The following is a 14843-nucleotide window of genomic DNA, read 5'->3' on the forward strand; positions in this document are numbered from 1 at the left end:
CGTTTTGGGTTGTTCCTTGAAACTTATGATTTTTATCATAGGAAAAGCGCGCTAGAAGCTTTAACTTATCCCATTAATTTAAGATATATTTTATGAGAAAACACATTCTATTACCAACTGATTTTTCTGATAATGCTTGGATTGCAGCTTTATATGCCTTTAAGCTGTATGAGGCTGTACCTTGTACGTTTTATTTTTTACATTCGGCTATAATAAAAGGTTCTACGCGATCGAGTATGTCTAGTAAACTCACGCGTGTTGTTACTGAAAACGCCAAAAACGGTTTAGCACAAGTTAAACAAAAGGCAGAACAGCACTATGCCAATGCGAACCACCAATTTGAAACTATTTTAAGTTCTTATGATTTAATAGATTCATTAGAATCCATCATAAAAAAGCAGAAAATAGATTTGGTTATCATGGGAACAAAAGGTGCCACTAAAGCGGAAGAAATTGTTTTTGGAAGTAATACGGTACATATCATCCAAAGCGTGAAACAGTGTCCGGTTTTAGCAATTCCCGATGAATATGAATTTAAACAGCCTGAAAAAATTGCTTTCCCAACCGACTTTAGTCGAAGTTATGGTGATGAATTACAACCATTAAAAGATATGGCAGCCCTGTACAATTCTAAAATTGAAATAGTTCATATAAACAAAGATCATGATATTTCAGAAGCGCAGGATTACAATTTAGATCAATTAAAAGTATCTTTAAAAGACTATTCGCCTAATTTTCATTCCATGCCTTCAGAAGGTAGTAAAGAACGTGGAATTACCCACTTTATTGAGAAATTTGATATCAACATGCTGGTAATGATAAACTATCCACATAGTTTTATTGATAGCTTTATGAAAGAACCTATAATAAAAAAAATAGGTTTTAAATCCAGTATTCCATTTCTGGTTATTCCAGGTTAAAACAAATATTAATTACACATTATAAAAAAAGGTGTCGCTTTAACAATACCGACAAAACCCTTAATGAAATTTACTTATGAGACATCACATTTTATTACCTACTGATTTTTCAGACAATGCTTGGAGTGCCGCTTTGTATGCATTAAATCTATATGCTAGCGAGCCTTGTACTTTTTATTTTTCACATGCCTGGACGTTTTTAAATTCGGGCGCACGAACACATATTCCTCAAAGTTCCATAGAGCCTGTTCAAAACAAATTAAAGGAAAAATTGGCAGCATTTAAAGATCGAGCAGAGCAGGAAAGTAAAGACCGCGATCATACCTTTGAAACAATTTTTAGTGAAGGTTCTGTATTGGATTGTATGGAAGTTGCTGTTAAAAAACATAATATACGATTAGTTGTTATGGGTACTAAAGGTGCTACAGGCGCTCAAGAATTTTTATATGGTAGTAATACGGTTACCGTAATGAATAGAATGAGACGTTGCCCGGTCTTATTAATTCCAAGTAATTTTGAATATGAAACGCCAAATAACATGGTTTTTCCAACAAAATTTAATCGTTTTTATGGCGAAGAGTTAAAGTTTATCAAGGAAATTGCCGATTTACATGGGTCTAAAATTGAGATTGTTCATATTAATAAAAAGGACAAACTTGAAGACAAACAGCTTGAAAATGTGGACATGCTAAAAACGTACTTTAAGGATTATAATATTAATTTTAACTGGCTTACAAAGACTAGAAAAAAAGAACAAGCTATCACCCGTTTTATTAAGGAGAATAATAGTAATATTCTTACCATGATTAATTATGAGCATAGCTTTGTTGAAAAATTAATTAAGGAACCGGTAATAAAAAAAATGGGCTATCACTCCATCATTCCGTTTCTAGTTATACCACGTGTGGATTAGTAAGTCCTTATTTAGTGTGTTGAAACCACTGGATTTCTATAGTACTTATTTAAAAGGGTGTGGCTAAAAGTTGGCATGGATTACAAAAGTTGTTTAAGCGAATCTGCGAGACCTTTGTGCACGAAAGCATTAATCATTTGTATAAAATGCCATCACTATAGTGTGAATTGTCAGGAAACTTTAAAAACGGGAAAACGAATCTCTTCAAAACAGTTTATAGACTTATAAATGAAAATAATTAGGAATGTAATGGATGCGTTATTTCAAATCTTTACCTGTTTACAGCTCCTAGATGTAAGACCTACTGCATGACCTTCAGACCATTACTTTATTTCTTTTTTATGCTGGGCTTTCTCGTTTTGAATGTCTTACCCAGCTATGCGTACCAACAAAAACCGGTTGATAGCGCTGCTTATTATAGAGAAAAGGTTGAGAATCCATTACACAAGGCCGATTTAATACAGGCCTTTGTGTTTTACAATAGGCTGAAAGAGCAAAATTTGAAAAAGTCTAATCTTGTTCACGCTATTTACAATTTGCGACTAATAGCAATTATTCAAAATAAGTTAGGTTTCTATTATGACAGCGAAGAAACGGCTATTGAAGCTTTAAGCTTATTGGATAATATGCCAGTAGATTCGGCGACCACTGAAAGTCGTATTGGAATTTATAACCAGCTCGGTAAAATTTATCGTCAATTATTAGATTATGATAAAGCCATTAGCTATTATCAACGAGCGCTTGACTTGGATATAGTGCAATTCCAGCAAATTAAACTTAAAAATAATATGGGTTTTGCGCTTATAAAATCGGGGCGGTGGGACCAAGCATTTACCGAATTTGAAAGCCTCAAAAAAGCATTAGTACACGTTCGAGATTCCGCAGAGAAAGCGCGCATTCTACACAACTACGCTATGGTAAAAGGAAAACTTCGGCATCCAGATGCCGTTTCTTATTTTGATCAAGCACGTCAAATCCGACAAAATTTAGGGAAGACCTATGAGGTTATTGGAAGTTATATGGATCTTTCAAATTATTATATGGAAATTGGCGATACCAGTCATGCCAACCAACATGCACGAAAAGCCTACCATTTGGCAAAAAACACGAAGAACGCTACTATTATTTCAGAAAGTATGGATTTGGTCATCGGTTTAAAAACGGACCCAGAAGTACTATTTTACAAACAGATTCGGGATAGTATAGAACGGGCTAATTTGCTTACCGATGGAAAATATGCCTCCAAGAAATACGATGTATTTAAACAGGAAAAAATAGCCAGTGCGAACTTGCTTCAAGCTGAAAAAGAGAAAAACTTGAAATTAATTTACGGATACACGGCCATTCTCATTATTATATTAGGTTTTATTTGGTTTTTAATAACGCGGCATCGGCATAAAAAACAAAAACAATTGGAGGTTTATAATACCGAGTTACGGATTTCAAAAAAAGTACATGATGAGGTCGCTAATGATGTCTATCATTTAATGAATAAATTGCAGCAATCTACCATGAGTCGTGATGGTATTTTGGATGATTTAGAAGCTGTTTATGAAAAAACCCGAGATATTTCTAGAGAATATCACGAAATAGATGTTTCAAATAATTATCAAGAACTCCTAAAGGATTTAATATCCAATTATCAAAACCCAGATACGAACATTATTATAAAGGGCATCTCAAAAATAAATTGGGAAGCCGTTTCGGAAAATAAAAAAGTTGCTATATATCGTGTCATTCAAGAATTAATGACCAATATGAAAAAGCATAGCGCTGCAAAAGTGGTTGTTTTGGACTTCACTAAAACCGGATCAAAAGTACATATTAACTATTCGGATAATGGTGTTGGATGTTGCATAGAAAAACAAAATGGTTTGCAAAATGCGGAAAACCGTATAAATACTATAAATGGTTCTATTACTTTTAAGTCTCAAATTAACCAAGGCTTTAGTGCTTTTATTACCGTTTAAGATGTTTAAAAAAGTTATAGTTTCAGACGATTTAATTAGTATTAATTTAGGAATGTTAACCATTCTGGATACCTTAAAAATAACGGATGTCACCTCCGTTCAATATTGTGACGATGCCTATTTACGGATTCAAAGTGCCCGTTTAAATAATGAACCTTACGATTTATTGATAACAGATTTATCATTTAAAAAAGATCATAGAGATCAAAAATATGCATCCGGAGAAGACTTAATAAAAGCATTACATACTAGTTTTCCCGATTTAAAAATTATTGTTTATTCCATTGAAGACAGGATTCAAACCGTAAAACGCCTTATAAATGATTATGGAGTGAAAGCCTATGTATGCAAGGGCAGGCGCGGGCTTATTGAATTAAACGAAGCCATACAGGCCGTTTATCATAACGAACGCTATGTATCAGAAATTGTTTCGCAAGCTTTGCGTAAGACGTCTGATTTGGAAATTGATGATTATGATATTTTATTATTAAAGCAATTGTCTTTAGGCTTATCCCAGGATCAAATCAGTCAGCAGTACAAGGCAAAAGGCATGTCGCCTAGTAGTTTGAGTTCCATTGAAAAACGAATTAATAAACTCCGCATTCAATTTAAAGCCAAAAATGCCATTCATTTAGTGGCTATTGTTAAAGATTTAGGGCTTATTTAATTATTTACCGCTCATTACGGAAAACAGTAAGGATATATAATAAAAGCACATTATGTTTGCTTTGCTATTTATTGAGATAAAAACAGGGGAGTTTTTTAAGCGCACAGATTCTGTGCGCTTTTTTCGTTTACATGCCTTTTAATTGCTGAATAAGAAGCCGTGTTTTAGGCATCTTAATTTTTAATTATACCAGATTGGTGCTGGTTTGCCCAATTCAAACCCTGGAAGATTAAAATCGTCCACGCTAATGGCGTTTGTTGTAAAAATAGAATTACCCTCCGTTGGTATAGAGGGGTAGAAGGATATGGATAATTGAATGGATTCAAACACGAGATAATCATTTTTCAGGATGACACCGGCCGAAAATGATGAAAACAATTTACTAGAAATAAGCTTGGTGTTTTCAGTACCCAATAAAGCCGATTTAATATTTAAATAGGGATTAATGCGGAAACCCATAAATTCCCAAGGCGGATAAAATTGGGTTTGGAGTGTTATTAAAAACTTGGAGGTTCCTAGCAGGTCACTATCAAAACCCGGTATCCCCATATTTTCGTTATTGGCATTTTCTACATCGTAATAATTTCTAAAATCATTGTATTCATCTATGGTAACCCGGTCACCGACTGAATTTAAACGGTTTTTACCAATGAGTACCTGCGACTTGATAAATTGACGCATTTTCCATGTGCTCCCCAAGGATATTAGATTCGTAAAATAATTGGCGCTAAAGGAATAGGCCGTTTGTTCTTTTTTAGATGTATTAAAAAAAGTCCCATATTCCATATTAAGACTTAAGTAGCCCCAATTGTAATAATTGCCATGTCCAACTTTAGCCCCTAGATACAAGCGGTTCTGACTGTTTTTTCGTTGATTTCCAGCAATAATAGCCAAATAATCACCTACAGGAACACTTTCTATAATACCATCTCTGAATAGATAGCGATCGTCCACAAATTGTCTGGAGGAAATACCAATGCTTCCCAAATAAAATGTTTCACTTGAAAAGTATTGAATACTATCATAGGCCAAGGAAGGGGATTCTCTGTAATTGAGATTTAAAAACCGGAATGACGTAATTATATTCGTTGTTCTTTCGCGTTCGGTATTTCCCTTAAATAAATCGAAAGAATAGCCTGCCCACAGATCCTGGGATTGGTATTTTAAATCTTGAACACCTAAATCCATGTTCGCATCTGGTAACCATTTTCGTGCAAATTGTTCGTCTAAATAAACACCTGCTGCCCACTTGGTGTAGGCCGAGAAAAATGGACGTTCTATATTTAGATATTTACTTTTAGCATCCTCTAAAGTTGTGGTATAACCTGCAGCCGAATTGATATAGGTATTTTTAAAGTTTGAAACCGCGTAGCGCACATCATAAGCCGATTTATTGTCGCTAAACCTATTATCATATTGCATGTTGAATTGATGTCCAAAACCTAGAAAATTTTCCTCTCGCAATTTTACTTTCAGTTTGGAACTGGAAATGGAACCACTAGGAATTAAACTCCAAGAATCTAAAGTTGTTATATACACATCCACAGAATCCCTACTACCTACCACATGCTCCACCTTTAGGGCAACTTCTCTAATAAAATCTTGAGACCGCAATAAACGTTCTGATTCTATGAGTAATAAACTGTCTAAAGGTTTATTTTTCTCAAACATCAAGTAATTTCTAATCGCAAAATCTTTGGATTTTAAATGAACTGTATTCCCTGTTTTTTCCAGCCAACTATTTGCGGTTTCTGTGGAGTCGGTAAAGGAAAACCCGAAAGGATCGTGACTGTCAACATAAATATGTCTAACAATTTTATTTTCTACATCACGAAAATTGGATCTTTTAGGAAACGTGGTTTTTCGGTTTTGATTGGTTTTATTCTTAAAAATTAGATTGTGCAGGAATTTGGTTGATTTCGATTTTTCTGAAAAGGTTTCAATCTTCTCATAAACACTATCCGTGGCGTTTTTTTCTTTTTCCTCTATTTGCGAAAAGCCAATATGAGAAACAGCCAAAACTAAAAATAGCGTAATTTTTAAAACGTGATTATACATAGTTAGCGCAAATCCATTATATCTCTAACCTATTGTCAGTTGGTTAATATGTTTTTTTTAGGGTTTCCTAGAAATCCTAATTATAAGAATGCAAATATATAGGTATTTACACGAGTTTGCAGAAATAAAATGCTTGGTGTTATCTGGGAACTTGTAAAAGAAAGCGAGTGGGGTGTTAGAATTTAGGTGCTTACTTATTGTGGATATTTTAATTCCTATTTCCGAGATTTCTAACCCTATAAAGGTCAGGAAATTATCAGGACTTACTTTTGAAAGTGATTGAAAAGTGCTGGATGGAATGAAAGTGGTTTTAAATGTGAACTGGATTATGCTTTGCGGGCCTTAATAGGTGTTACTAATGTGTTTTTTTATCATATAAGATGTTATTTTCTTTAAGGTTTTGCCTGTTCCCGGATGCAACCCAACAGAGGTGAAAAATTCTAATGTAGCCTCTTGATTCTTACCGTACCAAATATTTTCTTTACCATCCGCTTTAAAAAAAGGCGTACTACAATCAGGATTTATTTTTCGGAGGTTATCAATCCGGTCTTGATCATATAGTTTAAGAATACCTTCTTTTAATAAGGTCGCATTAAAATCAGCTTCTACATAATGGTCTGTTTCCCAAAGCATCCATTCTTGTTTTGTAAAAGCGTTATAGCTTATAAAAGCAATAGTTACGATAAGGACTAAAATAATTGCTATTCTGTGTTTCTGAAAAAATGATTTTGAACGGCTTGATGGGCTAGATTTTACCTCTGGTAATTGGTCGTTTATAAAGTCAATATAATGGTCAAATCCTAAATAGTGACATAAGCCATCAACGACTTTTATTTGTTTTATCTCAATATCTTCTGTTTCACTTTTTAGGGCATTCGTGTAATAATCTCTAAATCTCCGTTCGCCCAGCGTGAATCCTACATTTTCTTGAATATACCATGAAAGTTCTTCAGCCATTCTAACATTGGAAGGACTGGGATGACCTTGTTTAATGAGTTCATTCCGCGCTTTTTCGAATGCTTTAATGAGTAATTCTTTATGCATTTAGAAGGTGTTTAGGGAATAAAGTTACATAATTATTTATTGGAATATAGCAGGAAATTGATTTCCTAAACCTTTCCAATAGACTTCCAATGCATTTCCAACTAAAACAATTCAGTTTATTTTCATTTGCCTTATGATTGATTGATGCCTAATCGCATAGGCTTGCGAAATATCAATTTAAGTGGAGTCTTAAAGATGGGTTATGTGCCTATGAGAAGTAATCATGTCATCTGTCTTTAACTCCATACTTCTCAAGCGAGAATGACGTCTTCTCGCAATATAACGTGTGTTGCTGAACATTCAATTTCCAATGAAAACCTTGGACAGCAATACTATTGTTCAAATTTAACTCAAAACGTAATGAAAAAATTATATGTATTATTGTTAATGCTTGCCTTTAATATGGCATTCTATTCCTGTACACCAACCAGTGTGGCAGATGAAACTAATTCTCAAGCAACGGATTGTTGTGGCAATGAAGCCGATATTCCGCCACCACCACCGCCTCCGCCACCAGGAGATGATGATTAAATGGTAATTAATCTCATTTTAGGCCATTTCAAGAAAAGAGAATCGTATTCAGAAATGGATGATTCTCTTTTTTTTTTAGTTGGTTACGGAAAACCGTAAGGATTTGATATGTAATGAGTTTAAGTTTGATGAAATACTTAAAACAATAAATTATGGCTGTAAAACACGTACCAACAGGAATTGTTCACCATGGACAAAAAAGAGGCAAAACCGGATGTGGTTTTGACACGAAAGAAGAGGCAAGTCATTGGGAAAATACTAGTGCAAAAGTTACTTGTTTGAAAAACGGATGTAATTAAATACTGATTAATACATAAATAGATAGGCTACAATCATTAATTACAACTAATATTTAATTTTATATGATTTCAACTGAATTAAGGAGTCACTTTTTGAGACTTTACCAAATGGCATTTTCCGATGATAATTTCGATGTTTTAGAAATGCAAATGCTTTATCGATTTGCAGAAGAACGTGGGTTAGCAAAAGAACAATTAAATGATATTTTATTGAATCCGTCACATGACACTTCTATTCCAGAATCTTTGGAAGATAGGGTTGGGTACTTATATGATTTAGCTGTAATGATATGGGCTGATGGCAAAGTAACTGAAGATGAATATAATACTTTAAAGAAATACTGTAAGAAGTTTGAGTTTCTTGATGAGAATATTACTGAAATGGCAGATTACTTATTAGAATGTGCGAAATCTGGTACTGAAAAAGAAGAAATTATTAATGAATTAAAATCCTAACTATGGGAGCAATAAAAAACTTGTTTAAGCTTAAAAGTAGTCCTACAAAAACACCAGAAATGGAAAACATTCATGAAGCGAGTGAGCAAATTAGAATAACGTATTATCAAAGTGGCTATGGCGCATCTATAAAAGCATCAGGAGAGCCTGTAACTTTTGGTGTAGGTTTAAAGAATTTATATAATAGTTTCGAGAACTTGTGTAGAAAACAGTTGAATGAACAAAAGATTTTAAAACAACCCTATAAAGAAGAACAGGAAAAGCAGAGAACAGAATTAAAGAAAAGAGAAACAGCTTTTTCTATTTATGAAGATCAAAGACGTCAAATTGAAAGTAATATTGAAAGTCGAAAATTTGAGATGATTGACGTTAAACAAAATCCAGAGAAATATGGGATTGATGTTGACAAAAGACCAAAAGCTCAATTTTATATAGGTTTATTAATTTTGTTGCCGATTACAATCTATTTATTTGTTTTTTATATATCAGCATCCTATTCTTCCTTTTTTAAAGATTTTGAATCGGGCAGTTTGACAGCTGCAATCTTTGACGCTAACGCTTTGACAAAAGCTATTGAAGATGGTTGGTTAGAGGCGTTATTTGTAGGGACTATTCCTTTTGTATTTATGGGCTTAGGTTACCTGATACACATGTTTCAAAAGTCAAAGAAGATAATTTCATATGTGAAACTTGTTGCTTTGTTTATTTTAACCTTTCTCTTCGATGTCATTCTTGCTTATTTAATTGAAAAGAAAATTTTTGATTTTGAAAGAGTTTTAGGTGAAAACTTTTCACCCTCAATTGCAATTCAAAGTGTTAATTTTTGGGGGATTATTTTTGCTGGTTTCGTTGTTTATGTTATTTGGGGATTAGTATTTGATTTTGTAATGAAGGAACATGAGGATGTTGATAAGATTAAATCATTTATTAGAAATAAAAAGGAGGAAATTAAAAATGAAATTATTAAGAAGGAGGTACTAATGACAAAATTAGATGCCTTAAAACAGGAAATAACCACCATAAATGGAAAGGTCGCCGAACTACAAGCAAAAATTGATGGTTTTGTGTTTCCGGTAAAAGAATATTTACATTACCATTATCAATATAAAGAAGGGTGGTATCAGGCAATTAATGAGAAATTAGCATTACCCGCGAACGCTAAAGATGAATTAAGGTCCAATTGTGAAGAAGTATCGAAATTACATTTAACTGAATTAAGTCTATCTGCTGATATGGATTATCAAAACTTAATATTTACAAAGAATTAAAGATATGAAAGCGAGCAAATTATATATGTTATTGATGGTTTCTATTGTTTTCTATTCTTGTGGCAATGATCCAAAAGAAGACAAGGAACCATTAAATGTTGAAATAAATAATAGAAAAGATAAAGAAAATTTAAACATAAGTTATCTGTTGGATTTGTCTGATAGAATTAGTCCTCAAAAGTATGCTAATGAATCTATGGAGTTTTACCAAAGAGATGTAGCTTATATTAGATCTGTATCTGAAGCATTTGTTTCTCATTTAAAAGGTAAGAAGGTGAGGGGGATGAATGATAAAATTCAGCTATACTTTGATCCTGAACCTCTTAATCAGAGTATTAATAAAATATCCAACGATTTACGATATCACGTTAATAGGAGTAATGCTTCTCTGGAAATTTTAGATGAAATAGAACACATGTATTCAGAAAAACCATTGGAAATATATGAGTATGCTATTAAAGATGCGAAATACGTTGGTTCAGACACTTGGCGATTTTTCAAAACAAAAATTTCAGATTATTGTATTGAAGATGATTACAGAAACATCCTTGTAGTTCTAACTGATGGCTACATTTATCATAAGGATACAAAAATAATGGAAGGAAATAGAAGTTCTTATTTAACGCCGAAGTTAGTGAAGGAATTAAAACTCAATGATAAAGATTGGAAAGGCAAAATTGAAAATAAAGAATTTGGATTTATTAGTACTGGAATGGACTTATCAAATTTGGAAGTGTTAGTTTTGGGAATAAATCCATCAAAAAACAATCCTTACGAAGAGGATGTTATTATGAAATATTGGAGAGATTGGCTGGAAGACATGAATGTAAAGAAGTATGAAATAAAAACAGCAGAGCTCCCTTCTAATATGGATAAAATAATTAAAGAATTTATATTAAATTAATGTAGTTGATTTGAATCTTTCTGTTTGTAAACAAGTTCTAAAATTTATTACCTTTTTTGTTGTTTTACAAACTTTAGGAGGTGATCCAGTTGATGATATTCAATTTGAAACTGATCATTCCAACTCTATTTCAATTGCCTCCTGGAACATCCAAGACCTCGGACAATCTAAAAACACTGAAGAAATTGCCTTCATGGCAAATGTGTTGAAAGACTTTGATATGGTAGCCATTCAAGAAGTTGTTGCCAAACATCCAGCGGGAGCACAAAAAGTAGCGCAATTAGCGGATGAATTGAATAGAAGAGGTGCTAAATGGGATTATCGGATAAGTGATCCTACCAATAGTCCTTCAGTTTACATGAGTGAACGCTACGCCTTCCTTTGGAAAACCAGTAAAATAGATATTATTGGTAGAGCCTATTTAGATAAAGCGTTAGAAACAAAAGTGTATCGGGAACCTTATATTGGTAAGTTTATACTGAAAAAAGAAAATATTGAGTTTTACGTTGTTAATTTCCACTCCAGGAAGCATGATGATTACCCTGAATTGGAAATACAATACTTTAAAGATTATCCAAACCGACTAAACTCAAATAACATTATTATTGCTGGTGACTTTAATTTAAACGAAAATCATCCCGTTTGGAATGATTTATACCAACAAGGCTTTAAAGCCGCTTTAAATAATAAAAAAACAACCTTAAAACGCAGCTGCAAATCAAAGGGATATTTAAGTCATGCTATTGATAATATGTATATTTCAAGCGGATTTTCAGTAGTAAATTCAGGCGTAATCGATTATATTGAAACCTGTAATAATTTAGAAGCCGCTCGCAAAATATCTGATCACCTGCCTGTGTTTTTTCAAGGGCATATGAACCCAAATTAAATAGTATGAAAATTGCTCATAAGTTCCTTTTAGGACTCTCATTTAGTATATTATTAGTATCTGCCTCATCCTTTAATGTAGTAGAATCAAACGTGTATATCTGTGAGGTTAAGTACAGCAAAAAGTACCATTTCTCTAAAACATGCCGAGGGCTTTCTAACTGTAAAGCAGCTATAGTAAAAGTAACATTAAGTGATGCCAAACAAAAAGGAAAAACGCTTTGCGGCTGGGAGGATTAATAGTTGTCAAGTTAATTTAGTATGCAGGATGTAGGAATGTGTAAGCTTCCCCAGATTAGAACTGCTTAATTTTCTAAAACTTCCATAAAGTTATTGTTTTTAATTCTACTTTGGCTAGCCAAAGTAGAATTAAGTTTCGCATATTTTATTGGTGGTACCTTTCCCAGAGCATCATGTGGTCTTTTATTGTTGTAATCGTCCATCCAAATTTGGGTTTGTTCCCTCACTTGGTCAATATGCTCAAATATATATTTATTCAATACACCTCTTCTATATGAGCCGTTGAACCGTTCTATAAAGGCATTTTGAGTGGGTTTCCCCGGTTGAATGTATTTAAAGTCTATCTCGTGCATCTGGCTCCATTCAAAGGCTATCTTTGCTATAAACTCTGGTCCGTTGTCCATACGTATCTTTTGGGGCTTACCCTTTTTATTGATTAGGTGATTAAGCACCCAAACCACCCGATTACTGGTCAGTGAAAAATCTATTTCTATATGAAGGGCCTCTCTATTGAAATCATCAATGATATTAAAGGCTCGAAAACGCCTCTTGTTTTCCAATACATCAGTTACAAAATCCATACTCCAGGTATGGTTAAGTTCATTTGGCACTTCTAAAGGTTCTTTAACACGTGCAGGCAAACGTTTCTTTGCTTTTCTCCTCAAAGGAAGTCCCAACGAAACATAAACCCTGTGCACGCGTTTATGGTTCCATGGCTTGCCTTCTTCCCGCAACTGGTCATAAGCCTTCCAAAAACCTTCTTCAGAGTGTTCTTTAGCTTTTTGCTGTAAAGCTTGTTCTATCTCGGAATCATCCTTGCCCAATGGGGTGTAATAATACACGCTCTTACTCATATTCAGGACACGGCACGCCCTACTGATACCGTAATGAATAAGTTCCTTGGTGATACTCCTTTTACGGCAGGGCTTTAAAGCTTTTTTTCTATGATCTCTTTGGCCATTTGATGGTCAAGCGCTAAAGTAGCATACATCTGTTTGAGCTTACGGTTTTCTTCCTCGAGCTCTTTTAGCCGTTTAAGCTCTTTTGAGTTCATTCCAGCATATTTGGAACGCCATTTGTAAAAACTGGCCGAACTCACTCCGTGTTCCCTGCTTATCTGATCAACGCTCTTGCCGTTGTCAAACTCCTTTAAAATCTTTGCGATCTGTTGTGGACTAAATTTACTTTTTCTCATAATACTGTTCAAATTTAAGATTATTATTCTACTTTTAAACAGTTCGGTTATAAGGGAAGCTTACAAAACTGCCTCTGACGTATTTAGTAAATTCAAGAGCATTTATTTTTACAGCTTGCGTTTTTAGTCCAACAAAAAATTCTTTCGCTTGTTCTTTTGGAAGAGCATTTTTCATATCGTCTGAAAACAATTCAAATATTCTGCTATAATCGCTGGAATTGAAAAATTTCTCAAACTTTTCAGCAATATTTTTGTCGTTCTCTTTCTCTGTTTGAGCAAAACTTAAAATTGAAGTGAAAAGTAAAATGATAAGTAACGGTGTTTTTTTCATAATTGTGGGCAACGGTTAGTATATGAAAAGTAGGCGATTTCGAAGTACTAAACTTTCGGTTAAGCACAAAGTTTGATACAAGCTAAAAGCCTTGAATTTACTAGTGTTTCGCCTATTTTTTATATACATTGTTGTGTGCTGCCTTTTTTTATTCATTCGGTTCAATATGAATCAGTACGTGTCCTAAATTTGGTATTTCTTTCCGTAAATAATCCTTTAATTTATGTGCAATATCGTGACCTGATTTTACTGTAATTTCACTATCGACAATTGCGTGTAAATCAACGTGAAATTTCATTCCAGATTTTCGGATAAAACATTTTTCTGTGTCTAAAACACCTTTAACCTCTAATGATCTTTCTCTAATTTCAAGTATCAGGTCGTCATAAAGTTGTTCGTCCATAACTTCACCTAATGCTGGTCGTAATATTAAATAACTATTATATAAGATAAATGCAGAAGCAAATAAGGCTGCCCAATCATCTGCTGTTTCATAACCTTGTCCAAATATGATTGCTATTGAAATTCCGATAAAAGCCATTACAGAAGTTATTGCATCACTTCTATGATGCCAAGCATCTGCTTTAAGAGATGAACTGTTGGTTTGTTTACTTTTCTTAATTACTATTTGAAATGAAATTTCTTTCCAAATTATTATTAGACCCAAAACAATTAAAGTCCAAGATTTCGGAATTTTATGAGGTGTCTGAATATTTTGAATGCTTTCATAAGCAATTATTGTAGCAGAAACAACAAGAAAGGCAACTACTCCAAATGTAATTAATGGTTCAATTTTTCCGTGTCCATAAGGGTGGTTTTCGTCTGCTGGTCGTTTTGCATATTTAAAACCTAATAGAACTAAAAATGAAGCGAAAATATCAGTTGTTGATTCAATCGCATCTGCAATTAAAGCATATGAATTGCCAAAGAATCCTGCAAGCCCTTTAATCAAAGCTAAAGCAGTATTTCCAATTATGCTGAAATAGGTTGTTTGTATTGCAGTTTGTTCGTTATTCATTCGTTTTTTTTAGGTGTCTCGTCCTGAAATATGGCTACAGGTTAAAATTGAATTTACGCTGATAATTGATATACCATATTAGGTGTTTTATAGTCTAAAGATAAATGTAATCTTATTTGATTGTATAAATTAATTGCATTT

The 14843-nt window shown here is 33.5% G+C and carries 15 protein-coding genes; 10 read left to right on the forward strand and 5 right to left on the reverse strand.

Translation table 11 applies throughout. The features are described from left to right. Window positions 1-92 precede the first annotated feature (92 nt). The 4 genes from ACFPH8_RS10500 (at window position 93) to ACFPH8_RS10515 (ending at window position 4470) form a co-directional block, all read left to right on the forward strand. Window positions 93-920: a universal stress protein gene (locus tag ACFPH8_RS10500; RefSeq protein ID WP_376860756.1), complete on the forward strand. Its 828-nt coding sequence runs from the start codon at window positions 93-95 to the stop codon at window positions 918-920. A gap of 76 nt (window positions 921-996) precedes the next feature. Further along, window positions 997-1833: a universal stress protein gene (locus ACFPH8_RS10505; RefSeq protein ID WP_376860758.1), complete on the forward strand. Its 837-nt coding sequence runs from the start codon at window positions 997-999 to the stop codon at window positions 1831-1833. A 308-nt stretch (window positions 1834-2141) separates the two neighbouring features. Beyond that, window positions 2142-3803 (forward strand): ATP-binding protein, encoded by a 1662-nt coding sequence (locus ACFPH8_RS10510; RefSeq protein ID WP_376860760.1) that lies wholly within the window; start codon window positions 2142-2144, stop codon window positions 3801-3803. 1 nt (window position 3804) lies between these two features. Continuing rightward, window positions 3805-4470, forward strand: a complete 666-nt coding sequence (locus tag ACFPH8_RS10515) for a DUF5932 domain-containing protein (protein WP_376860762.1) — start codon at window positions 3805-3807, stop codon at window positions 4468-4470. A gap of 180 nt (window positions 4471-4650) precedes the next feature. On the opposite strand, the gene ACFPH8_RS10520 is transcribed toward ACFPH8_RS10515, so the two are convergent. Together ACFPH8_RS10520 and ACFPH8_RS10525 are read right to left on the reverse strand one after the other, a co-directional pair. After that, window positions 4651-6528 (reverse strand): BamA/TamA family outer membrane protein, encoded by a 1878-nt coding sequence (locus ACFPH8_RS10520; RefSeq protein WP_376860764.1) that lies wholly within the window; start codon window positions 6526-6528, stop codon window positions 4651-4653. A 342-nt stretch (window positions 6529-6870) separates the two neighbouring features. After that, window positions 6871-7572, reverse strand: a complete 702-nt coding sequence (locus tag ACFPH8_RS10525) for a hypothetical protein (protein WP_376860766.1) — start codon at window positions 7570-7572, stop codon at window positions 6871-6873. 360 nt (window positions 7573-7932) lie between these two features. Here ACFPH8_RS10525 and ACFPH8_RS10530 point away from each other — a divergent pair, with 360 nt between their 5' ends. The 6 genes from ACFPH8_RS10530 (at window position 7933) to ACFPH8_RS10555 (ending at window position 11919) form a co-directional block, all read left to right on the forward strand. Then, entirely contained in the window at window positions 7933-8103 is a 171-nt protein-coding gene (locus tag ACFPH8_RS10530; protein WP_376860768.1) for a hypothetical protein, read from the forward strand. A gap of 152 nt (window positions 8104-8255) precedes the next feature. Further along, complete coding sequence (locus ACFPH8_RS10535) at window positions 8256-8402, forward strand: hypothetical protein (protein WP_376860770.1); 147 nt, start codon at window positions 8256-8258, stop codon at window positions 8400-8402. 108 nt (window positions 8403-8510) lie between these two features. Beyond that, window positions 8511-8858, forward strand: coding sequence for a hypothetical protein (locus ACFPH8_RS10540; protein WP_376860772.1), 348 nt, complete (start codon window positions 8511-8513; stop codon window positions 8856-8858). A gap of 59 nt (window positions 8859-8917) precedes the next feature. Further along, entirely contained in the window at window positions 8918-10126 is a 1209-nt protein-coding gene (locus tag ACFPH8_RS10545; RefSeq protein WP_376860774.1) for an ABC transporter permease, read from the forward strand. Between the two features lie 4 nt (window positions 10127-10130). Beyond that, complete coding sequence (locus tag ACFPH8_RS10550; protein WP_376860776.1) at window positions 10131-11030, forward strand: hypothetical protein; 900 nt, start codon at window positions 10131-10133, stop codon at window positions 11028-11030. 10 nt (window positions 11031-11040) lie between these two features. Then, window positions 11041-11919: an endonuclease/exonuclease/phosphatase family protein gene (locus ACFPH8_RS10555; RefSeq protein ID WP_376860778.1), complete on the forward strand. Its 879-nt coding sequence runs from the start codon at window positions 11041-11043 to the stop codon at window positions 11917-11919. A gap of 304 nt (window positions 11920-12223) precedes the next feature. Here ACFPH8_RS10555 and ACFPH8_RS10560 read toward each other — a convergent pair. The 3 genes from ACFPH8_RS10560 to ACFPH8_RS10570 all read right to left on the reverse strand — a co-directional run bounded on the left by ACFPH8_RS10560 (window position 12224) and on the right by ACFPH8_RS10570 (window position 14702). Continuing rightward, window positions 12224-13353, reverse strand: a protein-coding gene (locus ACFPH8_RS10560; RefSeq protein WP_376860780.1) for an IS3 family transposase whose coding sequence is annotated in 2 segments (ribosomal slippage) — window positions 12224-13092 and window positions 13092-13353 — 1131 coding nt in all. Because the reading frame shifts where the segments join, the coding sequence is not laid out codon by codon here. Window positions 13354-13387: 34 nt separating this feature from the next. Further along, on the reverse strand, window positions 13388-13684 hold the full coding sequence (locus tag ACFPH8_RS10565; protein WP_376860782.1) for a DUF3887 domain-containing protein: 297 nt from the start codon (window positions 13682-13684) through the stop codon (window positions 13388-13390). A gap of 148 nt (window positions 13685-13832) precedes the next feature. After that, window positions 13833-14702, reverse strand: coding sequence for a cation diffusion facilitator family transporter (locus ACFPH8_RS10570; protein WP_024482682.1), 870 nt, complete (start codon window positions 14700-14702; stop codon window positions 13833-13835). Window positions 14703-14843: the final 141 nt, after the last annotated feature.

Source organism: Bizionia hallyeonensis (assembly GCF_042657385.1).
Taxonomy (GTDB): Bacteria; Bacteroidota; Bacteroidia; order Flavobacteriales; family Flavobacteriaceae; genus Algorimicrobium; species Algorimicrobium hallyeonense.